18 protein-coding genes are annotated in these 21,346 nt (G+C 54.9%); 11 read left to right on the plus strand and 7 right to left on the minus strand.

What is annotated here, in order from left to right; genetic code table 11:
- Window positions 1–2 precede the first annotated feature (2 nt).
- A complete protein-coding gene (locus ACXAIA_RS15390) occupies window positions 3–902 on the minus strand; it encodes a division plane positioning ATPase MipZ (RefSeq protein WP_475350104.1) in 900 nt (299 codons plus the stop codon).
- A gap of 239 nt (window positions 903–1,141) precedes the next feature.
- On the opposite strand from ACXAIA_RS15390, the gene ACXAIA_RS15395 reads away from it, so the two are divergent.
- The 4 genes from ACXAIA_RS15395 (at window position 1,142) to ACXAIA_RS15410 (ending at window position 5,261) form a co-directional block, all read left to right on the plus strand.
- A complete protein-coding gene (locus tag ACXAIA_RS15395) occupies window positions 1,142–2,131 on the plus strand; it encodes a hypothetical protein (RefSeq protein ID WP_475350105.1) in 990 nt (329 codons plus the stop codon).
- A 58-nt stretch (window positions 2,132–2,189) separates the two neighbouring features.
- Entirely contained in the window at window positions 2,190–3,326 is a 1,137-nt protein-coding gene (locus ACXAIA_RS15400) for an NAD(P)/FAD-dependent oxidoreductase (RefSeq protein ID WP_475350106.1), read from the plus strand.
- A 32-nt stretch (window positions 3,327–3,358) separates the two neighbouring features.
- Window positions 3,359–4,531: a hypothetical protein gene (locus ACXAIA_RS15405; protein WP_475350107.1), complete on the plus strand. Its 1,173-nt coding sequence runs from the start codon at window positions 3,359–3,361 to the stop codon at window positions 4,529–4,531.
- Between the two features lie 139 nt (window positions 4,532–4,670).
- Window positions 4,671–5,261 carry a DsbA family protein gene (locus tag ACXAIA_RS15410; protein ID WP_475350108.1) on the plus strand — a complete coding sequence of 197 codons (591 nt, stop codon included), beginning with the start codon at window positions 4,671–4,673 and terminating at the stop codon, window positions 5,259–5,261.
- Window positions 5,262–5,373: 112 nt separating this feature from the next.
- On the opposite strand, the gene ACXAIA_RS15415 is transcribed toward ACXAIA_RS15410, so the two are convergent.
- Window positions 5,374–5,607, minus strand: coding sequence for a hypothetical protein (locus ACXAIA_RS15415; RefSeq protein ID WP_475345563.1), 234 nt, complete (start codon window positions 5,605–5,607; stop codon window positions 5,374–5,376).
- A 542-nt stretch (window positions 5,608–6,149) separates the two neighbouring features.
- On the opposite strand from ACXAIA_RS15415, the gene ACXAIA_RS15420 reads away from it, so the two are divergent.
- A complete protein-coding gene (locus ACXAIA_RS15420) occupies window positions 6,150–7,199 on the plus strand; it encodes a Glu/Leu/Phe/Val dehydrogenase dimerization domain-containing protein (RefSeq protein ID WP_475350109.1) in 1,050 nt (349 codons plus the stop codon).
- Between the two features lie 92 nt (window positions 7,200–7,291).
- Here ACXAIA_RS15420 and ACXAIA_RS15425 read toward each other — a convergent pair whose 3' ends face one another.
- The 3 genes from ACXAIA_RS15425 to putA all read right to left on the minus strand — a co-directional run bounded on the left by ACXAIA_RS15425 (window position 7,292) and on the right by putA (window position 12,372).
- Complete coding sequence (locus ACXAIA_RS15425; protein WP_062957449.1) at window positions 7,292–7,525, minus strand: (2Fe-2S)-binding protein; 234 nt, start codon at window positions 7,523–7,525, stop codon at window positions 7,292–7,294.
- A 164-nt stretch (window positions 7,526–7,689) separates the two neighbouring features.
- Window positions 7,690–8,319, minus strand: coding sequence for a BON domain-containing protein (locus ACXAIA_RS15430; RefSeq protein WP_475350110.1), 630 nt, complete (start codon window positions 8,317–8,319; stop codon window positions 7,690–7,692).
- Window positions 8,320–8,568: 249 nt separating this feature from the next.
- Window positions 8,569–12,372 (minus strand): bifunctional proline dehydrogenase/L-glutamate gamma-semialdehyde dehydrogenase PutA, encoded by a 3,804-nt coding sequence (gene putA / locus ACXAIA_RS15435; RefSeq protein WP_475350111.1) that lies wholly within the window; start codon window positions 12,370–12,372, stop codon window positions 8,569–8,571.
- Window positions 12,373–12,577: 205 nt separating this feature from the next.
- Between putA and ACXAIA_RS15440 the strand changes: the two genes are divergently transcribed.
- Complete coding sequence (locus ACXAIA_RS15440; RefSeq protein WP_475345559.1) at window positions 12,578–13,051, plus strand: Lrp/AsnC ligand binding domain-containing protein; 474 nt, start codon at window positions 12,578–12,580, stop codon at window positions 13,049–13,051.
- Window positions 13,052–13,173: 122 nt separating this feature from the next.
- Window positions 13,174–13,806, plus strand: coding sequence for a DsbA family protein (locus ACXAIA_RS15445; RefSeq protein ID WP_475350112.1), 633 nt, complete (start codon window positions 13,174–13,176; stop codon window positions 13,804–13,806).
- A gap of 11 nt (window positions 13,807–13,817) precedes the next feature.
- Here ACXAIA_RS15445 and ACXAIA_RS15450 read toward each other — a convergent pair whose 3' ends face one another.
- On the minus strand, window positions 13,818–14,657 hold the full coding sequence (locus ACXAIA_RS15450; protein ID WP_475350113.1) for a hypothetical protein: 840 nt from the start codon (window positions 14,655–14,657) through the stop codon (window positions 13,818–13,820).
- 360 nt (window positions 14,658–15,017) lie between these two features.
- On the opposite strand from ACXAIA_RS15450, the gene ACXAIA_RS15455 reads away from it, so the two are divergent.
- Genes ACXAIA_RS15455 through ACXAIA_RS15470 form a run of 4 tightly spaced genes read left to right on the plus strand, consistent with a single transcriptional unit; the run spans window position 15,018 to window position 20,367 of the window.
- Window positions 15,018–16,628, plus strand: coding sequence for a carboxyl transferase domain-containing protein (locus ACXAIA_RS15455; protein WP_475350114.1), 1,611 nt, complete (start codon window positions 15,018–15,020; stop codon window positions 16,626–16,628).
- 7 nt (window positions 16,629–16,635) lie between these two features.
- Window positions 16,636–17,448: an enoyl-CoA hydratase/isomerase family protein gene (locus ACXAIA_RS15460; RefSeq protein WP_475345555.1), complete on the plus strand. Its 813-nt coding sequence runs from the start codon at window positions 16,636–16,638 to the stop codon at window positions 17,446–17,448.
- A gap of 1 nt (window position 17,449) precedes the next feature.
- The gene (locus ACXAIA_RS15465; protein ID WP_475350115.1) at window positions 17,450–19,453 is read left to right on the plus strand and encodes an acetyl/propionyl/methylcrotonyl-CoA carboxylase subunit alpha; all 2,004 of its coding nucleotides are present in this window, start codon (window positions 17,450–17,452) and stop codon (window positions 19,451–19,453) included.
- Window positions 19,453–20,367, plus strand: coding sequence for a hydroxymethylglutaryl-CoA lyase (locus tag ACXAIA_RS15470; protein ID WP_475350116.1), 915 nt, complete (start codon window positions 19,453–19,455; stop codon window positions 20,365–20,367). Before ACXAIA_RS15465 ends, ACXAIA_RS15470 begins: the two co-directional genes overlap by 1 nt.
- On the opposite strand, the gene ACXAIA_RS15475 is transcribed toward ACXAIA_RS15470, so the two are convergent.
- Window positions 20,364–21,344, minus strand: coding sequence for a DUF2971 domain-containing protein (locus tag ACXAIA_RS15475; protein WP_475350117.1), 981 nt, complete (start codon window positions 21,342–21,344; stop codon window positions 20,364–20,366). The genes ACXAIA_RS15470 and ACXAIA_RS15475 overlap by 4 nt on opposite strands.
- Between the last annotated feature and the right edge of the window lie 2 nt (window positions 21,345–21,346).

The following is a 21,346-nucleotide window of genomic DNA, read 5'->3' on the forward strand; positions in this document are numbered from 1 at the left end:
CTTCAGATCGGCAACTCCTCGCCATCTGCCGGTTTGAAACCGATCACTTCCAAAAGCGATCTGACTTCCTGACGGGCAGCCATGTGCGACATGCTCATGGGGATTCCGACACCTTTTTCGCGCAGATCAAGAAGCGTCAGACCTTTGAGGAAAAGTTCGCGGTAAATCACACGCTCGCCAAATCCCGGCGCCTGCCGGAAACGGATGCGATCCGCGAGTTTTTCAACAATTTCGGCAATGTCGCGCTTGTTGCGCGCATCAAGATGCGAAAGACGGTTGCGCATGACAATCCAGTCAATCTTGCCGCCATCAATGGCCGCACGACGCTTACGCGCATCCCAGACCATCTCAGCATAGATGCTGGGCCCTTTGATATCGAGACTGTCCGGATCAATCCGGGCCAGCATATCAAGATCAATAAAGCTGTCATTGATCGGCGTAATCAGGGTATCCGCACAGGCATGCGCCAAACGTGACAGGTAATTGTCACTGCCCGGGCAATCCATGACGATGAAATTGCAGCTGACCACCATTTCCCCAAGGGCCGTCGTAAAGCGTTCGCGCTCATCGAGCTTGGCTTCATTGCCATCGGACAATTCACTCCGAAAGATCGGGCGGTGTTCGGGCACCGGCAGTGAAAGGCCCTTTTTCTCGTTAAAGGCGGTCCGGTTTTCGACATACCGCGTAAGTGTTCCCTGACGGGCGTCAATATCGAGCGATCCGACCTTGAACCCCATCTTCATCAGGGAAACGATCAGATGCATCGCGGTTGTAGATTTGCCTGACCCACCCTTTTCATTGCCGATCACGATTACATGGGCGCGATTGGACGGCGGTTGCTTGTCCGTTGCCGTCTGCTGGCCCGCGCTGTCCCCGTCTGCGCCGGTCTGGTGCACCGTCATGATTATATGCTCCGTATCTTCAGGCTTATTGTCTTCGTCCCCAAGGCCAATCTCCCCAATGAGCCCGTTTAATCCCAAAAATCAAGGTAAAAGCGAGCTGATTGACATGGCAAAGGTTACTGCACCCTAGCCAATCTAGATGCACAAAGGTAAAGATAAGGGTAGCGCAACGCAAAAATGCGCCTGAAAACAAACTGAAAGGACGTAATGTGAAGTATCGGGCGGCTTTGATCGGCAGCATGCTTGCAAGCCTTCTGGTGGCAGTCCCCCAGATCGCGCTTGCACAGCAAACCAGCGGGTTTGAACAGATCCCGCAAGACCAGAGCCCAGTTTTGTTTGCCACCAATACCGATGGCCAGAACAGCTTCCTGCGTCAATATCGCGACAACAGCACGGTTTTTGTCGGGCGCTGGTATGCGCCGCGCTCGGTCTCGGAATCGCCGGCGACCGCAAGCGACCTTTATCTGGAAAGCGTTTATACGACTTCTGCCCCCGGTTTTCGGTTCAGCACCGCCATGGCATCCGAGCAGTTGCTTGATATGTTTGATGCACTCAAGGGACGCAGCAGCCTGAATGGAGCGAACTTTGTGCAGGAAACCCGATATGGCAACATCGCCCTGTCGCCCTTTACCCGAGATGGATCGCAATGCGTTTCCTTTGTCGGACAGTGGGATCCGCAAACACCAGCCCAACGCGGCAGTCGCCTGCTGGGTTATTATTGCACCCCGACACAGGTTCAGGCTGCCAATGGGGTCAGCGCGCCGCTAAGTGGCCTGCCGATGATTGATGCACAGGAATTTGCCGCCGGGTTCTTTGGCCGCCTGACGATTGAACTGCCGGAAAATTCGGCGATTTCCGCAGCTGTTGCCGGGCCAGCGGATGCCCCAGTCCTCGAGCAGCCCGAAGGTGAAACCACGCCGCCACCGATTGACGGAATTGATATCGTCACCAACTGGCAATCTGTGCGTGGCACCGGCAAGCTGCGCTTTGACCAGCCATCTGGCGAAGGCACCATGATCCTTGATGACGACCAGCGCCATTGCGAGGGCATCTGGCGCCATGAAGGTGGTGCCTATCAAAGTGATACTCTGCCGTTTGGCAGCTGGTATGTCTATTGCAACGACAGCAGCTTTGCACGCGGCCATTACACCAGTGAGGCGCCCGCAGTTGTCACCGGCAACGGCAAGGACAATCAGGGACAGGCTGTCTATTTCCGCCAAGCGAACTAGGGTCCCCCCACATCCTGACCACCGCATTTCCTACATTCCAACCAAGACACAAGTGATCATGACTGCAGATATTCAAACCATCGTCATCGGTGCCGGCGTCGTCGGACTGGCCTGCGCCCGTTCTCTTGCACGCACGGGGCGCGAAGTCCTGATCATTGAACAGCACGATGCAATCGGCACCGAGACAAGTGCGCGCAACAGCGAAGTCATACATGCCGGGATCTATTATCCGAAAGGCAGCCTCAAGGCCGAGCTTTGTGTCACCGGGCGCGAGATGCTGTATCGCTATTGCGAGGAAAACGGCATTGAACACAAACGCACCGGCAAACTGATCGTCGCCGCCGCCGAAGACCAGATGACAGCACTGACCGGGATAAAGGAAAAGGCTGCCGAAAATGGCGTGAATGATCTTGTCTGGATTTCGCGCGACGAAGCCCTTGAACGTGAAGCGAACCTGCATTGCGTTGGCGCGCTTGAAAGCCCATCGACCGGTATTGTCGATAGCCACCAATTGATGGTCACCCTGCTGGGTGAGGCGGAAAACAATGGCGCGACCCTTGCGGTAAACACCAAGGTCACCGGCGTCAGCTTTGAAAACGGACTTTATACCGTCAACACCACCGATGCCGATGGCGAGGAAATGAGCCTGACCTGCGCGGAATTGATCGTTGCAGGCGGCCTGCACAGCCAGACACTGGGTCGGAACTTTGCCGGTTTGCCGCCCACGACTGTCCCACCGCAGCATTACGCACGTGGTTGTTATTTCACTCTGTCGGGCAAGGCGCCATTTTCCACCCTGATCTACCCTGCCCCGGAACAGGCAGGCCTTGGCATCCACCTGACCCTTGACATGGGCGGTCAGGCGCGCTTTGGCCCAGATGTCACCTGGGTGGACGCGCCGAACTATGACGTTCCCGAAGAACGCCGTGCGGCCTTTGCCGAAGCCATCCGGAAATACTATCCCGATCTTGACGAAAATGCCCTTCAGACCGGCTATGCAGGTGTGCGACCAAAAATTCAGGCGCCGGGCGAAGCTGCGCGTGACTTCCTGATTGCCAATGAAAAACAGCACGGGCTTAATGGTCTTGTAATGCTCTATGGTATTGAATCACCGGGTCTTACTGCATCGCTTGCGATTGGCAACCGGGTGACCGAGCTAATCACTGCGCAAGGCGCGATGCAGGCGACATCATAATATCGCCAAACTAATCAGCGATGGATAAAGGCATGGCCAACCAACGTCACAGCAAGTCACGGCAGATCCAACCGACGCCAAGTACGGCTGAGCGGCACGGCTTGCCCAAATCCATCTCGCGTCGACATTTTCTGGGAACTGGTGCGGCCGGGCTTGGCGGCGCATTGCTGGCGACAACACCGCTTGGCGCCTATGCTCAGGAACTTGAGCCCTTTATCCCACCGCCCAACAGCCTGAGCGATGGTCGGTCTGGCATCAATACCGGCCGACCTGAAAAAGACTTCGTCGAGGAAATGCGCGATTACGTCATCGCGATCAGCCGCTGGGCGAAAAGCTATCGCAGTGACTTTTCGATCATTGCCATGAATGGCCTGGAGCTGACCGAGTTCCTTGAAAAAACGCTGTTTGCGACCCGCGGTGTTGCCGAACCGGCACGCAATTACCTTCGCGCTCTTGATGCCATTCTGGTCGAAGCGCCGTTTTACGGTTTCGAGAATTATGGCGAAGCGACCAACGCCGAAGAAACCAAATATATTCTGGGATATCTGGAACGGCTCAAGCTTGAAGGCCTGCAATATCTCGCTGTCGATTACACCGAAAATCGGGCCGATATGGATAAGGCGCGTGCGCAACTTGCCGATCTCGATGCGCTTTACTACGCGGCCCCGCCGCCGGGCATGCAGCTTTCATCACTGGCAAAGGTGCCCAACACACCGTTTGGTTCCAACCCGCATGTGATCGACAATATCCGCCAGGCAAAGAACTATGCCATGGTGCTTGATAGCTCGCCCTATGGCACCAAAGATGCCTATGTCGATGCGCTGGCGGCAACCAATTACGATACCCTGATCATAGATCCGTTCCATCGTGGAACCATCCCGCTGACCTATGATGATATGAAGCGCCTGCGCTACAAGACAACCGGCACACCACGCACGCTGATTTCCTATCTCAATATCGCGACCGCAGAGACATATCGCTATTACTGGCAAAGCGGATGGCGGGCCGGCAGCCCCGATTTCGTCAGCGAAGGCAACCTGATGGCGCGCTGGGGCCAGGAAAACCATGTCCATTACTGGACCCGCGAATGGCAAAGCATCATCTTTGGCAGCGAGAACAGCTATCTCGGCAACATCATGAAGCTTGGTTTTGATGGGGTCCTGATGGGGGGCATTGATGAATATGCCTGGTGGCTGGATTACTAGGACCCGCAAAACACCATCACAAACATATGAACGGATCTCATCTGTCAAGCCGTGACAGGTGTTTGACGAAGCATGCCTGCTTGGGCAGTCTATGGGCCATTGAAAAACAACATCTGCACTGCAGAGACAGGAGGCCGACATGTCCGAGCCGATCATTCATTATTTCTTCGTGCAATCCCCATGGTCCTTTTTCGGGTTTCGCCGCGTTGTCGACATCGCCAAAAAGCATGGCGTGAAGATCATTCACAAACCTTGCCGGGCTGCCGATGTCTGGGAACATGGTGGTGGCGTCCCATTGGCCAAGCGCCCGCAACCGCGTCAGGAATATCGCCTGGTTGAGCTGAAACGCTGGTCAGAACATCTTGGCATCCCGATCAACCTGCACCCGGCACATTTCCCGGCGGATGAAACGCGTGCAGCGCGCACCATCATTGCGGTTCAAGAAGACGGCAAGGATGTCAGCGACCTGACCGAAACCCTGATGGGTGATATATGGCTGCGTGAACGCGATATTTCGCTGCCTGCGACTGTGCGCGATGCACTGGTCTCAAACGGCCTGTCGACAGAATATCTGGAAAATGCCGACCTGCCCGAGATCGCCAAGATCTATGACGACAACTGCCAGTCAGCGCGTGAACGCAACATCTTTGGCGTGCCCACCTATTTCGTTGGAAACGAAATGTTCTGGGGTCAAGATCGACTGGACTTTGTTGACCGCGCCCTGCCTTGAACATTTACGTTCATAACGGCATCCACAAACACATCGGGCGGGGTAATCCCCGCCCGATGTGTTTGTGTCCATGAATTCACCATGGACCATATCTCTGCCCGCTCAGCGTAAATCAGCCAAGGCGTTTGACGTGATCGACAACGAAGCCGTCTTCGGACGGATAGCTGTTTTCGATCATGGCAAGGGCCTTGTTTTCGTCGCTTGCCGCAACTTCATGAGTCTGAACATCAGCCCAACGGTCATCAAAGAGTTCGTGGGAACGGTTCTCTTTGACACACTCGCGCACAGCCTGATTGTGCAGTTCAACCTCATATACGGTTTGGCGATGGTCTGTGAATGCAGACATTTCCGCCGCTCTCCTTACTTTTTGTTCGCTGGCGCCGCCCAGACGCCAACCTGTCCTGAACCGGGAATCTCAACCACAAGATACCCAACCGTGAGTCTACGTTTCGCACCTTAACGAGCCGTAAATTGTCCGGTTAATTGAGATTTCCAGATTAATTACTCCGGTTTCAAGTGCGAATTTGGCATGGCCGCATGATCAAATCCCTGATTCAGGACAAATCACCGTAAGTGCAATGCAACATAAAATGGTCTCCGGAAAAGGTTCGGAAATAGTCCCGCAAAAAGAATCCCGGAAAAGCTGAATTTGCCGCTTGGCGCGTCCCTCAGATCGTTGTGCGCCGCACATCGCGCGCAATAAAATTACAAAGCCTTTCCATCAGGCTCAGAATATTTCCGCACGAAAGCCGCCCTTCAACCGAAACGGTCTTTTTTCCGTCTTTCGGGAATTAGAAATTGATCAACAGCCCGATGCATCAAACATAAAGGGATAAGCAGGAAACAGCCTGCACCAGAACAATGATGCTGCCAGGAGGCTGCAAGAGGATGAACGTCTTTTCCGATATCGCCTTTGATGATCATGAACAGGTCGTCTTTGCCAGCGACAAATCCACCGGCCTGAAAACCATCATCGCCGTCCACAATACCAACCTTGGCCCGTCACTTGGCGGTTGTCGCATGTGGCCCTATGCCAGCGAACAGGTCGCCATCCATGATGTTTTGCGCCTGTCCCGCGGCATGACCTATAAATCTGCGCTTGCCAATCTGCCGTTGGGCGGCGGCAAGTCCGTCATCATCGGTGACCCACGCAGCCAGAAGACACCGGAAATTTTCCGCGCTATGGGTCGTGCTGTCGAACAGCTTGGCGGGCGCTATATCGTGGCCGAGGATGTCGGCACCAGCCCCGAAGACATGGGCCATATCGCAAGCCAGACCAAACATGTCGGCGGCATCAATGATGGCAAGGATCCGGAACGCACCGGCGACCCGTCGCCGTTTACCGCCTATGGCGTTTTCATCGGGCTTAAGGAAGCGGTCCAGTTCAAACATGGCCGTGAGGAGCTTGAAGGCATGCGCGTCGCGGTTCAGGGGCTGGGCCATGTGGGTTATCACCTGTGCCGCATGCTGCATGCTGCCGGGGCCAAATTGATTGTCGCGGACCTCAATCCATCCAGCGTCAAGGCCGCCGTCATGGAGTTCGGGGCAACGGCCGTATCCGTCGATGAAATCCTGTCGGTTGAGGCCGATATCCTTGCCCCGTGCGCCCTTGGCGGGGTGATCAATGATCGCTCGATCGAGGCGCTTAAAGTTGGCATCATTGCCGGCGCCGCCAATAACCAGCTTGAGCATGACCGCCATGGCGAGATGTTGCGCGAGGCGGGTATCCTGTATGCCCCGGACTATGTCATCAATGCCGGCGGTGTGGTTGAAGTCTATTACTGTCGCGAAGGCAAAACCGTGGCCGAAACCAACATGCATATCGAAGGCATTGGCGACACCGTGCGCGAGATTTTCAAACGCGCCAAGGACCAGAACTTGTCGACCGGCTTTGTCGCCGACCGACTGGCCGAAGAACGCTTTGGTTCGAAGAAATAACGTTCCAGGTAAGACTGAAGTCAGACACAAACAACAAAGGCGAGGCCCAAGTGGCTTCGCCTTTTCGTTTCGCTTGGATGTCTGGAAGCGCCTTACTCGGCGGCAATCGGTTCGATATTCGCCGTTACAGCCGCTGCATCATCACAATCGCAATTGCCGCAGGTTTTCGCCTGCAGCAGCTCTGCGCGCATATGGCAGGCGCATTTCCCGCATTGCGGCGCGCAGCCATGGAAACGGAACACTTCCGCCGGACGTGTCGCCCCGCCCTGCTCGGCGGCATGGCGAACGTCTTTTTCCTTGAGCGCATTACAAATGCAGACATACATGGTGCGATTGCAATCAGTTATTAATTACGTGCAATCACCTGTATGATAAATGCGAATGGTTTTCAAACACTTTTGCATCTGGCCCGACCAAAAAAATTCCCCGCAAGGCCGAACGCCTACGGGGAATTTCCAAAAAACTGTTTTATCACAAGGTGATCGACGAATCAGGCTGTTGTGATGTGGCTCACAACCTTGGTCACACCTTTGATCCGGCGCACGATCGAAAGCACCTTTTCAAGCTCGGTATCGCTTTGCGCTTCGCCCATGATGTAGACGACATTTTTCACCGACTGCCAACGATAGTTGACCGAGCTCACGCCTTTTTCGGCCAATAACAATGCCTTGATCTGACTTTCGATCCAGACATCGGATACCGATTGGGTGGCCGAATCCGTCGGAACGGCATTCTTGCCATACTCGTCTTCGGCCGCATGGTAGGCATCAATCGTTTCCTGATCGGCAATCACCAGATGGTCATGGACGGTCTTAATACGGTTGTCCTGTTTGACCATCGACATGACGTCGTAATACTTGCCCTTGGAATCCACCATGCCGGTGACCATGACATTTTGTTCCCAGATATCGATGTTCACATCCATCAGATAGGTGTGATCGACCTTGGAAAACTCGCCAAGGATGCCGGACTTGATCTGGGTATCGAGCCACTGGTCATTGCCGGTCCGGTCTTCCAACGGCATCTGCAACGGCCCACAAGCCGCAAGCGGCACCGCCAAAAGCGCACATACCGATACCGTTTTCAGGACACGGCCCAAACCGTGGGTTACCTTGATCATTCCTGTTCTCCTTGTTCATGCCTGCCCGACATGGGTCATTTTTCTTGCGTCAGTATCAACGCCGCAGGACGTCATCTGTTCCGGCCAATAGCTATTGCAGCCAATTTTGACGAAAAAAAGCCCAACCGCTTTTCGAGCGCAGGCATACTACTTCAGAGAAGATGAATAAAAGATAGAAAAATGGACCGGAAATCCCTTCCCGGTCCATTTGCTGATTTCAGGATCACAAAAGCGCCAATCCGATCAGGATCAGTCCTCTTCCATCGACATCAGGGATGCGTTGCCCCCGGCTGCCGTGGTGTTGATCGTAATCGTCTTTTCGGTGGCAAAGCGATGCAGAAACGCCTCATCGGGCAGTGCGCCGTCATCCTCGGCTCCGCTATCGGAAATCAGCGACAGGATCGCGCCATCACGCTTGGCCAGAAGCTGCTTGAACGAGGTCACCCGATCAAGGGTGGCCACACAGGACACCCCGGCGATGTCACCATCATACATCGCACCAAGGCCCGTATTGGTCCCGACTGCCTTGATCAGCTTGGCCGGAAGCCCCGCCTGCTTTGCAAGTGCCGGAATATCAGCCAGCCATTTCTGGTCACCTGCAAGGATCACCGCATTGCCAGCCGCAAGGGCAGCGGCCAGATGACGGATGATCTTTGCCGGTTCGGCGTCCTTGTCGGCCTGCACCAGGTAAACCCCACGCCCCTGACAATACAGGTCGTTGGTTTCACCGGTCGGCCCGGGCATCCGGGTCGGTGCGACAAAGCCGTTTTCCGAAAGGGCTGCAAAGTTCGCCACATGATCCGCCCCGGCAACCAGGGCATCAGTGCCAGATGCCTCCATCTTGCTTGAAAGCTTTTCAAGAATGGTGACACGGGCATTGCCATCAGTTGCCTGCCATTCTTCCTGGGCCGTCAGCATCGCGGCATATTCGTTTGTCGCGATAACATCCTTGACGATGATCGGTGCACGATCATCTGCCACATCGTCATTGGAGATGGTCTGGGCATGTGCAATCGGCTTGGCAAACCGTTCGACATAGTGCGGACCACCGGCCTTTGGACCGGTCCCGGATTTACCCTGCCCACCAAACGGCTGCACGCCAACCACGGCACCGATCTGGTTGCGGTTTACATAGCAGTTCCCGACACGCAGCTTATGCGAGATTTCGCGTACCGTCGTATCGATACGTGAATGGATACCAAGGGTCAGGCCATAACCCGATGCATTGATCTGATCGAGGATCTTGTCAAGATCCCGCGCCTTGTAGCGCACCACATGCACGACCGGCCCGAACACTTCACGTTCCAGCACTTCGATCGACGGAATTTCAAAGCAATGCGGGGCAAAGAAATTGCCGCCTTCGCATTCCGGAAGCGTGTCACAAGCATGCAGAAGCTTGGCTTCCTTTTTCATGCGTTCGGCATGGGCCTCAAGAACCTTGCGCGATTTCTCGTCAATCACCGGACCGACATCGATATCAAGGAACTTCGGATCCCCAACGCGAAGCTCCTTCATCGCGCCAACCAGCATGTCACATAGCTTGTCGGCAATGTCTTCCTGAACAAACAGAACACGAAGCGCCGAGCAACGCTGACCTGCCGACTGGAAGCCGGAAATGATCGCGTCCTGCACGACCTGTTCGGGGAGTGCGGTCGAATCAACAATCATCGCGTTCTGACCACCGGTTTCGGCAATCAACGGCAGTGGCACACCCGGGCGCTTTGCCAGCGCCTGGTTGATCAGCTGTGCAGTTTCGGTCGAGCCGGTAAAGGCGACACCGGCAATGCGCGGATCATTGATCAGCTGATTACCAATCACACGGCCCGGCCCCGGCACCAGTTGGAATGCCGAGCCCGGCACACCGGATTCAAGGATCAATTCTGCGGCACGGGCTGCAACCAGTGAAGTCTGCTCTGCCGGCTTGGCAATGACAGCATTTCCTGCTGCAAGGGCGGCAGTTACCTGCCCCAGGAAGATCGCCAGCGGGAAGTTCCACGGGCTGATGCAAACGATCACCCCGCGGCCTTCAAGCGGACTGCCTTCGCGGAAGGTTTCCTCCGCCCGGTTGGCGTAATAGCGACAGAAATCGACCGCCTCACGCACCTCGGCAACACCATCAAGATACAGCTTGCCTGCTTCGCGCTGACAAAGCGCGATGAACTCGTCCATGTTTTCTTCAAGCAGATCACCGAGACGGCGCAATGCCTTGGCGCGCTCGCTTGCCGGTGTCTTGTTCCAGGTTTCATAGCCCTTCACGGCGGCGACAACGGCGGCCTCAACACCGGCCTCGGTCGCCTGAACAAGGTCACCGACCTTTTCATTCAGCTTGGCTGGGTTGATGACATCAATCGGCATTCCGGAAACCAGTTTGCCATCAATCAGCGGGGCAGCGTTCCAGGTCTTGTCCTTGATCTCGGCAAGCTTGGCGCTAAGCGGCAGGAGCTCTTCCGTATCGGTCAGGTCAATCCCGCGCGAGTTCACACGCGTTGCGCCATAAAGGTCAATCGGGGCCGGGATCTTCGGATGACCTTTACGCGGAAGCGCTGCCATCTTTTCGATCGGATCGGCGATCATTTCCTCGATCGGCAGCTGTTCATCCTGAATACGGTTCACAAAGCTGGTGTTGGCCCCGTTTTCAAGCAGACGCCGCACGAGATAAGCCAGAAGATCTTCGTGGGTGCCGACCGGCGCGTAAACACGGCACGGAACGTTTTCACCCTTATTATCGACGATCTGCTCATACAGGGCTTCGCCCATGCCATGCAGGCGCTGGAATTCAAAGGTGCGATCGTTGCCCGCCATTTCAAGGATCGAAGCCACGGTATGGGCATTGTGGCTTGCGAATTGGCAATAAAACGCATCGCGCCGCGACAGCATATATTTCGCGCATGCCAGATAGGACACATCGGTCGATGCCTTGCGGGTAAAGACCGGGTATCCGTCAAAGCCGTTTTCCTGGCTGAATTTGACTTCGGTGTCCCAATAAGCGCCCTTCACAAGGCGGACCATCATCTTGCGCCCGACCTTGGTCGACAGATCCGCCAGCCATTCCAGAACGTGATAGGCACGCTTCTGATAGGCCTGAACCGCCAGACCATAGCCTTCCCAGCCATCAAGATCCGGATCGGCAAAGACCGTGCCGATGACATCAAGCGACAGATCAAGACGGTTGGCTTCCTCGGCATCGACGGTGAAGCCGATATCGTATTTCTTGGCCAGAAGGGCCAGTTCCTTAAGCCGCGGGGTCAGCTCGGTCATCACCCGCTCATAATTGGCAAAATCATACCGTGGATGAATCGCCGACAGCTTGACCGAAATACCCGGGCTGTCGATCGGGCCACGGCCATTGGCAACCCGACCAATATCGTGAATGGCGGTTTCATAGGCCTTATAATAGCGATCGGCGTCATCCATGGTGCGGGCGGCTTCGCCCAGCATGTCGTAGGAATAGCGATAGCCTTTTTCCTCATTGGCCTTGGCGCGTTCGGCGGCTTCGTCAATGGTGCGGCCCATCACGAACTGACGGCCCATGATCCGCATCGCGTGGTTGAACGCCTTACGAATGACCGGCTCGCCAGAACGGCCAATCATGCGTTTGATCAGACGACCCGGATCGGCCTTTTCCGCCTTGCCGAACTTGATCACCCGCCCGGTCAGCATCAGGCCCCAGGTCGACGCATTGACAAAGAAACTGTCGGAATGGCCCAGATGGCTCTGCCAGTCGGCGTCAAACAGCTTGTCCTGGATCAGCTTATCAGCAGTCACCGCATCAGGTACGCGCAGCAATGCCTCGGCCAGGCACATCAGGATGACGCCTTCCTTACTGGAAAGTTCATATTCATGGAGCAAAGCATCAATGCCGCTTTTGCCGTTGTCAGCTTCACGGACACGGGCGACAAGCTGATAGGCGCGACCCTGAACCCTTGCGGTCTGTTCCGGGGAAAGACGCGCCGCTTCGATCAGGCGCTCAACGACAGCTTCTTCATCAGCACGATAGGAATCGCGGATGGTCTGGCGGATCTCGTTTGGTTGGGACAGTTCGGAACGGAACATATTTTCAAGCCTCTCCCTGATGATTGACTTTTGCCAACGCCGAAGAACGCATGCTTTTCCAAGCGCTTCGGGGCCTGTTGCACCTCTATGGTGACCGACAATATTATTTCACCCGAAAAATGTGCTGCCAATTTTCGATAAAATACGATATATCATCCACAGTTTTCACATTCTTGTAGTCATAAACACTGGCTGGATATCCATAATGCAGAAGAACCACAAGAGCCTGGACAAGATCGACAAACAGATCCTCCGCGAGCTGCAAAATGATGGTCGCATGTCCAATGTCGAGCTGTCACGCCGGGTCAATCTAAGCCCGACCCCCTGCCTGGAACGTGTCCGCCGGCTTGAGCAGCACGGCTTTATTACCGGCTATATGGCAACACTCGACCCGCGCAAGCTTAACCAGTCACTGGTCGTCTTCGTTGAAATCATTCTTGATCGTACCACACCAGACGTCTTTGACGTTTTTGCCGCGGCGATCAAAAAGCTCCCTGAAATCGAAGAATGCCACATGGTTGCGGGTGGTTTTGACTATCTTGCCAAACTGCGTGTCGAGGACATGTATGCCTATCGCGAGTTCCTCGAACGGCTGTCTTCTGTTCAGGGTGTCGGTCAGACTCATACATATGTCGTCATGGAAGAAGTGAAAGTCCGCCCCGGAATTGTGGTTCCCTGATTTTATTATTTTGTTGATTCACAACAACTTAATAGATCACTATTACGTATAGTAAAGCAGGCAAAAGATCTGCACGTAAAAATTGTTGTGATGAACTGGTTACGTAAAACGGGGTTTGGGAAATGTCTGAGGTCACCTTCTATTTCGATTTTTCGTCACCTTACGGGTATCTCGCCGCCGAGCGGATGGAAGAATTTGAACAACGCCTTGGGGTCACCGTCGTCTGGCGCCCCTTCATGATTGGCGCGGCCTTCAAACAGACCGGACAAAGCCCGCTTCTGGATCAACCGATCCGCGGTCCCTATTTCCGCCATGACATGGAACGCTGTGCACGTCTGCAGAACGTGCCATTCCAGATCCCGAAAAACTTCCCCTACGCAGCCCTGGTACCGACGCGTGCCTATTACTGGCTTGAATCGCGATCTCCGATGCTGGCCCGCAAGTTCGCCATGGATATCTATCGCGGCTATTTCGCCGATGGTCTTGATATGGCCAACCCGGAAAACGTCTTTGCTGCGGCAACCCGCCATTCCATCAATGCCACCGAAATGCGCACGGCCGTCGAATCCCAGAAATGGAAAGACCATGTGCGCAGCGTCACTGAAGACGCCATTGCCATGGGGGCATTTGGTTCGCCCTTCTTCTTTTATGAGGACGAACCGTTTTTCGGAAATGATCGCATCGATCAGCTTGGCCAGTGGATTTCACTGCGCAAGGGCGCCTCGGGCAGCTTGATCGACGATCCTGCTGACTAACCCACCAAGCTCTATTCAAGCAAATGTTCCTGCGCCTTTTTGACCGACATCCACACGTCGGCATTGCGATCAAGGGCATTCTGAACATCGGCGCGGGTCAGCAAGTCATCCAACAACGCAACCGCCTGCCTGCCCCAGTCATTCTTGGTGCAGGCCACGTGATAATTGATTTTTGTCGATGCCTCGCGAAATGGATGCGTGATGATCTTGGGGGTTCGATCATCGCGCAGCTTCAGCTTTTCGTTCACCAGCAACCAGGTAATCACCCAAGGCGGCGCCAGTGAAAAATCCACCCGCTGCATTTCAATCATCGACAGGATCGGCTCGATGAAATTGGGTGTTGGATGGCGGATCACGACCGGTTCATCCTCATAGCTCTGGATAATTTCATCGATCCCGTCGCCATAAGATATGCCCGCCCCGACCCCGACGACAAAACCATCCTTAAGCAACTGCTTGAGCGAGACATTTTCATCAATCTTGTCGCGCAGCTTCTTGTTGCTGGCCGCGTAAACCAGATGACTTGAATCAAGCACAGCGCTCGGATGATCCGTAAAATAGACGAACTCTTCCCGTTCGGATGTTTTGAGCAGTCCGGGCACGCAATAATTGCCCGATTTTATCAGGCTAAACAGGCGCGCCATGTTTGCATGCCCCTCGACCATCCCCGGACCGGCTTCATGGCCCAAAAGAGCTTTCAAGATACCGCCATGCAGTCCTTTGCCGGCCAGTGGACCGCTTGAAATACCGATGGGTGGGACATCGGCCTTAAGCCAATGAATGTCGTTTACGGATGCCTGCGCATGCACCGGCGTTGCGGCATACGGGCCATCAACCACCGACAAAAACATAAGCCAGATCAAAGCCGTATAAGATTTTTCTTTTTTACGCCAACCAAACCCGAACACCAACCGTCTCCATGTGTCTCTGCACACAAGTGTATTCCGCGAACACGTGATTTGTAAACCGAACCGGCTTGGTGCGGCGCAGCAATGAGCCGCCATCCGCCAGCCGAAAAATCTGGATTACCTGAGCCAATGAAAGGCCTATCAAACGCTTCATATTCTGCGCATTTGCAGCATATAGATAATTTCGGTACTAAAATACCGATTTAATATTGACGTTTACGTAAACTTCACCCATAACAACAGCCATAAACACCCTGCACGCGGGCCGATTTGCCCACAACAAAAGAACGGTGAAAACGGACGATGACGGTACTGAAATCTGCGGTAAACGCCCGTTCAGAAGACTTCCGCAACAATGCCGAGCATATGGAAAAGCTGGTTTCCGATCTGCGCGCCCAGATCGCGACGGTCAAGCTTGGCGGCGGTGAACGCGCACGCGATCGCCACACAGGGCGCGGAAAGCTCCTACCACGGGAACGCATTCGACAGCTTCTTGATATTGGCTCGCCGTTTCTTGAACTTTCCCAGCTTGCCGCGCATGGCATGTATGGTGATGAAGACGTCCCGGCCGCAGGCATCATTACCGGCATTGGCCGGGTATCGGGCGTTGAATGCGTGATTGTCGCCAATGATGCGACGGTCAAGGGTGGATCCTACTATCCGATGACCGTAAAGAAGCATCTTCGCGCACAGGAAATCGCGCTGGAAAACAATCTGCCCTGCATCTATCTGGTGGACAGTGGTGGCGCCAACCTGCCGCGTCAGGATGACGTTTTCCCGGATCGCGACCATTTCGGGCGCATCTTCTTTAACCAGGCAACCATGTCTTCAAAGGGCATCCCGCAGATCGCGGTTGTCATGGGGTCCTGCACGGCGGGTGGTGCTTATGTCCCGGCAATGTCGGATGAAAGCATCATTGTTCGCAAACAGGGCACGATCTTCCTCGGTGGTCCACCGCTGGTAAAAGCCGCAACCGGCGAAGTCGTCTCGGCCGAGGACCTTGGCGGGGCGGATGTTCATTGCAAAACATCCGGTGTCACCGACCATTATGCCCAGGATGACAGCCACGCGCTGTCAATCGCGCGTGATGTGGTCAAGAACCTGAACTGGACCAAGAACCCCGGCCTGACGCTGAGCGAGCCGCGCGCCCCGGCCTATGACCCGCACGAGATTTATGGCGTGGTCCCCTCTGACACCAAGAAGCCCTATGACGTGCGCGAAATCATTGCCCGTATCGTTGATGGCTCCGAGTTCGATGAGTTCAAGGCACAGTATGGCACGACCCTTGTCACCGGCTTTGCCCGTATCTTTGGTTATCCGGTCGGCATCGTTGCCAATAACGGCATCCTGTTTTCTGAGAGCGCGCTTAAGGGCGCGCATTTCATCGAACTTTGTGCCCAGCGTGGCATTCCTCTGGTCTTCCTGCAAAACATCACCGGCTTCATGATTGGCCGCAAATATGAAAGTGGTGGCATCGCCAAGGATGGTGCGAAACTGGTCACCGCTGTTGCCACCGCCAATGTCCCGAAATTCACCATCCTGATCGGTGGATCATTCGGGGCGGGGAACTATGGCATGTGTGGCCGCGCCTATAGCCCGCGCTTCCTGTGGATGTGGCCAAATGCCCGCATTTCGGTCATGGGCGGCGAACAGGCGGCCAACGTGCTGACGCAAATTCGTGCCGATGCCATGGAAAAACGCGGTGAAAGCTGGCCCGAAGCCGAGCAGGAAGAATTCAAGGGCCCGATCCGCGATCAGTATGAAGAACAGGGTCACCCCTATTACGCGTCAGCCCGCCTTTGGGATGACGGTGTGATTGATCCCGCCGATACCCGTATGGTTCTGGGTCTTGGCCTGTCGGCGGCACTCAACAAACCGGTCGAAGAAACCCGGTTTGGCGTGTTCAGAATGTGAGGTGATCATGAGCAATATAAACACCGATAACATGACCAACGCTGCCATCTGTGAAATCAGCGATTTCGGAATTGCGACCATTACGCTGAACCGCCCGAAAATCCACAATGCGTTTGACGACGTCCTGATCACTGACCTGACAGCGAAGATCGAGGCGCTTGATGCGGACCCGGCTGTGCGCGTGATCATTCTGACCGGGGCGGGCAAAAGCTTTTCGGCTGGTGCCGACCTGAATTGGATGAAGCGCATGGCGGGCTATAGCCATGCTGAAAACCTGGCTGACTCCCGTGCGCTTGCCAAACTGATGAAGGTTTTGAACTTCGCATCAAAGCCGACCATCGCCCTGGTCAATGGCGCGGCCTTTGGCGGCGGGGTTGGGCTTGCGGCCTGTTGTGACATCGTCATTGCGTCAGAACGTGCGAGCTTCTGCTTGTCTGAAGTCAAACTGGGTCTGATCCCGGCGGTGATTTCGCCCTATGTGGTTGAGGCCATCGGGGTTAATCAGGCACGGCGTTATTTCCTGACCGCTGAGCGTTTTGATGCAAAGACAGCCCAGCAGATAGGTCTGGTGCATGAAATCACCTCCCCCGATGAATTGACTGCCCGTGGGCAGGAAATGGCGACGCTTCTGCTGGCCAATGGGCCGGATGCGATGCATGCCGCCAAGAACCTGATTTACGCGGTTGCAAACAAGCCGATTTCAGATGCCGTAATTGACGACACAGCACACCGTATTGCTGATCAACGGGCAAGCGACGAGGGCCGCGAAGGTGTCGGTGCCTTTCTGGAAAAACGTCCCGCGAACTGGAGCAAGAAATAACATGCCGCGCAAACTTCTGATCGCCAACCGCGGTGAGATCGCCTGCCGTGTGATCAAGACCGCCCGCCGCATGGGAATTGCCACGGTTGCCGTTTATTCCGATGCCGACGCCAAGGCCCTGCATGCCAAACATGCGGACGAGGCCTACCATATTGGCGCGCCAGCACCCAAAGACAGCTATCTGCGCACCGACCGTCTGCTTGAAGTCATTGCGCAATCGGGTGCGGATGCCGTTCATCCGGGTTATGGCTTCCTGTCGGAAAATGCCGGCTTTGCCGATGCGCTGGAAAAGGCCGGCTGCGTTTTTGTCGGCCCGCCGGCCAGTGCCATCAGTGCGATGGGCTCAAAATCCGAAGCCAAGAAAATCATGGGCAAGGCCGGTGTGCCGCTGGTGCCAGGCTATCATGGGGAGGATCAGGACCCCGACCTTCTGGCGGCCGAGGCCGACAAGATCGGCTATCCGGTGCTGATCAAGGCATCGGCTGGTGGCGGCGGCAAAGGCATGCGCGCGGTTGAAACCCCGTCTGATTTCAAGGATGCGCTGATCAGCTGCAAACGCGAAGCCGCGAGCAGCTTTGGCGATGACCATTGCCTGATTGAGAAGCTGATCGTCAAACCCCGCCATGTCGAAATTCAAGTCTTTGCCGACAGCCATGGCAACGCGGTTTACCTGTTCGAACGCGATTGCTCCTTGCAGCGCCGCCATCAAAAGGTGATCGAAGAGGCCCCGGCCCCGGGCATGAGTGACGAACTGCGTGCCCAGATGGGCAAGGCTGCCGTCGATGCCGCCAAGGCGATCGGCTATCAGGGCGCGGGTACGGTTGAATTCCTGCTTGATGCGTCAGGTGCGTTCTATTTCATGGAAATGAACACCCGTCTTCAGGTCGAACACCCGGTGACCGAGAAAATCACCGGCGAAGATCTGGTGGAATGGCAGTTGCGTGTCGCCGATGGTGAGCCCCTGCCAAAGGTGCAGGAGGAGCTTTCGATCAAGGGGCATGCTTTTGAAGTACGCATCTATGCCGAGGATCCGCAGAATGACTTCTTGCCGGCCACCGGTAAGCTTGTCCATATGCGCATGCCGCGTGAAACCGATCATGTGCGGGTCGATACCGGCGTTTATGAAGGCGGCGAAGTATCGATCCATTACGACCCGATGATCGCCAAGCTGATCACGTGGGATGTGGACCGCAAGGCCGCCCTGCGTCGTATGGCGACGGCACTCAATGATGTTCAGATCGTTGGTGTGACGACCAATACCGGCTTCCTTGGCAATATTGCCCGGCACCCGGCATTTGAGCGGGGTGACGTCGAAACCGGCTTTATCCCGAACTATCAGGATGACCTGATCCCGGCCCCTGTCACACCCGATAACGAGGCGTTGGCATTCGCCGCCCTTGATATCCTTCTGACCCGCGATACCGAGGCCGCCCGCTATGCGGCCCAAAGCAACGACCCCTACTCGCCTTGGCACAGCACGGCGGGCTTCAGGCTGAATGACGATAACCACCATGACCTGATCCTGCGTCATGACGGGTCGGACATGCTGGTGAAGGTGCATTACCGTGATCAGGGCTATGTCATCGATATGCCCGATGGTAGCGCTATCATCGCCAGTGCCGAACGCGATGAAAACGGCGCCATCGTTGCAAGCCTTGATAACGTCCGCAAACGCGCAACCGTCCTGCGTGATGGTAATCGTCTGATGATTTTCCGCGATGGGCGTTCGGATCGTCTTGATATCTTTGATCCGCTGGCAGCTGCCGGTGGGTCCGAGGGCACAGGCGGCGGCCTGACCGCACCGATGCCGGGCAAGATCATTGCCGTGATGGCCGAGACCGGCCAGTCGGTCACCGCCGGTGACAAGCTGGTCGTCATGGAAGCGATGAAAATGGAACACACCATTTCCGCCCCTGTATCGGGCACGGTCAAGGAGGTGTTCTTTGGCGTGGGGGATCAGGTTGATGACGGCGCTGAACTGATCGCGATCGAGGAGGCCGAATAATGGCCCTGATTTCCGATCTGCCAAGCCGCGTCAAAATCGTCGAAGTCGGCCCGCGCGATGGGCTTCAGAACGAAAAGGCGATGGTGCCAACCGACACCAAGGTCGAGCTGATCCATCGTTTGAATGATGCCGGATTATCGGCGATCGAAGCCACCGCCTTTGTCAGCCCGAAATGGGTCCCACAAATGGCCGATGCGCCCGATGTCATGGCCCAGATCACCCGCAAGCCCGGTGTGACCTATCCGGTGCTGGCCCCGAATATCAAGGGGCTTGAGGCCGCAATTGCCGCCGGTGCAACCGAAGTCGCCGTTTTTGGCGCCGCGTCCGAAAGTTTCTCGCAAAAGAACATCAATTGTTCGATTGCCGAAAGTCTTGGTCGTTTCCGCCCGGTGGCAGATGCCGCCCTAAAAGCAGGCCTTGCCGTGCGGGGTTATGTATCATGCGTGTTGGGCTGCCCCTATGAAGGGGATATCGCACCGCAAAAGGTCGCCGAGGTCGCCCGCGCCCTTTATGACATGGGCTGTTATGAAATCAGTCTGGGCGACACGATTGGCACCGGCACCCCGATCAAGGCGCAGGACATGATTTCTGCTGTGGCCAAACATGTGCCGACCGAAAAACTCGCCGCGCATTTCCATGACACCTATGGTCAGGCACTGGCAAACTTGCTGGCGGTTCTGCAGATGGGAGTTACCACCATTGACAGTTCGGTGGCCGGACTTGGCGGCTGCCCCTATGCCAATGGGGCCAGCGGCAATGTCGCGACCGAAGATGTTGTCTATATGCTGAACGGTCTTGGCATCGAAACCGGTATCGACCTTGCAAAACTTGCCGAGACAGGCAGGTGGATTTGTGATCAGATCGGAAAATCAAGCGCATCGAAGGTTAATCTGGCCTTGGCTGCAAAGCTCTAACCAACAAATGGTGTCTCAGACTTCACCACTTCGATATCACGATCCGCAACCGCAAATCTGACTGCATCAAAGTTGCGCTCCTGTCTCATGGACGGCCCCACGATAATCCTTTTGATCGGCAACTGTACTTCTTGCTTTTCAAAAAGCTTGATAAACGAAACCATATGCCTACCATTCGAACGCGTATAGATTTCCTTTGAGTTTAGCTTTTGATCTTTGAAGTACGCATCCGGTGCATTTTTCAGAACCGGTGACTTAATAATCCGTACCTCTCTTTCTTCTTTAAAGCCCTGATGCTTCAAACACGTTGTAAGTCTCGAGAAAGGATCAAATAGCCGATAAAATTCGTCTTTTAGACCTTCAAAGTACTTTTCAATTTGCTCAGTAATTATTGATAATTCTTCCGAATAGTCCTCCATGACGTCATCCCCGATACCATATGACACATCCGACATGCTCGAAATAGTATAGCTGTAACTATCGTATTCAGCTTGAATCATGTCTGAGAGCTCTTTGGTATTGATCTCCAAACAGACCCCTCCACCTGCTCCGTAACCACGCCATTGACTCAGCAATCCATTCCGAGATTCATAGTCTTCTTTGTGAGTGCAAAAGGAAGTAACGAAGGGGTGCAACAGCTCAGAACAACCACTCTGCGGAGAGAATGTCACCTCGTACAAAGCATCCAAAAGTGCGTCGAAATCACGTTTTGCAACGACTTCAGGACCGCCTATCAGTTCGAAAACTTCCCGCGCTGTGGCGTTCTCGTTAGTTAGCCGATTACTAAGCGTCTGAAATTTTGGCAAAAGTGCCCTTTCAGCCAGACTGCGAAAAAAACCGATCTCTGAAGTATCATTTAAACACTTATAACTTGTAGCCCACAGTTGATTTGTGTCTAGTATACCTTCTAGTCCGGCCTGATTAGTGTAGTGACAAACTAAGGGATGCTCTTGCCAAATCTCTTGTTTTTTCTTCATTC

The sequence above is a fragment of the Thalassospira sp. ABL2_045 genome (assembly GCF_056161285.1).

Bases quoted from the DNA above. Each gene is read 5' to 3' on its own strand.
- ACXAIA_RS15390 (WP_475350104.1), bottom strand. From the start codon at position 902: ATGACGGTGCACCAGACCGGCGCAGACGGGGACAGCGCGGGCCAGCAG.
- ACXAIA_RS15395 (WP_475350105.1), top strand. From the start codon at position 1,142: ATGCTTGCAAGCCTTCTGGTGGCAGTCCCCCAGATCGCGCTTGCACAG.
- ACXAIA_RS15400 (WP_475350106.1), top strand. From the start codon at position 2,190: ATGACTGCAGATATTCAAACCATCGTCATCGGTGCCGGCGTCGTCGGA.
- ACXAIA_RS15405 (WP_475350107.1), top strand. From the start codon at position 3,359: ATGGCCAACCAACGTCACAGCAAGTCACGGCAGATCCAACCGACGCCA.
- ACXAIA_RS15410 (WP_475350108.1), top strand. From the start codon at position 4,671: ATGTCCGAGCCGATCATTCATTATTTCTTCGTGCAATCCCCATGGTCC.
- ACXAIA_RS15415 (WP_475345563.1), bottom strand. From the start codon at position 5,607: ATGTCTGCATTCACAGACCATCGCCAAACCGTATATGAGGTTGAACTG.
- ACXAIA_RS15420 (WP_475350109.1), top strand. From the start codon at position 6,150: ATGAACGTCTTTTCCGATATCGCCTTTGATGATCATGAACAGGTCGTC.
- ACXAIA_RS15425 (WP_062957449.1), bottom strand. From the start codon at position 7,525: ATGTATGTCTGCATTTGTAATGCGCTCAAGGAAAAAGACGTTCGCCAT.
- ACXAIA_RS15430 (WP_475350110.1), bottom strand. From the start codon at position 8,319: ATGATCAAGGTAACCCACGGTTTGGGCCGTGTCCTGAAAACGGTATCG.
- putA (WP_475350111.1), bottom strand. From the start codon at position 12,372: ATGTTCCGTTCCGAACTGTCCCAACCAAACGAGATCCGCCAGACCATC.
- ACXAIA_RS15440 (WP_475345559.1), top strand. From the start codon at position 12,578: ATGCAGAAGAACCACAAGAGCCTGGACAAGATCGACAAACAGATCCTC.
- ACXAIA_RS15445 (WP_475350112.1), top strand. From the start codon at position 13,174: ATGTCTGAGGTCACCTTCTATTTCGATTTTTCGTCACCTTACGGGTAT.
- ACXAIA_RS15450 (WP_475350113.1), bottom strand. From the start codon at position 14,657: ATGTTTTTGTCGGTGGTTGATGGCCCGTATGCCGCAACGCCGGTGCAT.
- ACXAIA_RS15455 (WP_475350114.1), top strand. From the start codon at position 15,018: ATGACGGTACTGAAATCTGCGGTAAACGCCCGTTCAGAAGACTTCCGC.
- ACXAIA_RS15460 (WP_475345555.1), top strand. From the start codon at position 16,636: ATGAGCAATATAAACACCGATAACATGACCAACGCTGCCATCTGTGAA.
- ACXAIA_RS15465 (WP_475350115.1), top strand. From the start codon at position 17,450: ATGCCGCGCAAACTTCTGATCGCCAACCGCGGTGAGATCGCCTGCCGT.
- ACXAIA_RS15470 (WP_475350116.1), top strand. From the start codon at position 19,453: ATGGCCCTGATTTCCGATCTGCCAAGCCGCGTCAAAATCGTCGAAGTC.
- ACXAIA_RS15475 (WP_475350117.1), bottom strand. From the start codon at position 21,344: ATGAAGAAAAAACAAGAGATTTGGCAAGAGCATCCCTTAGTTTGTCAC.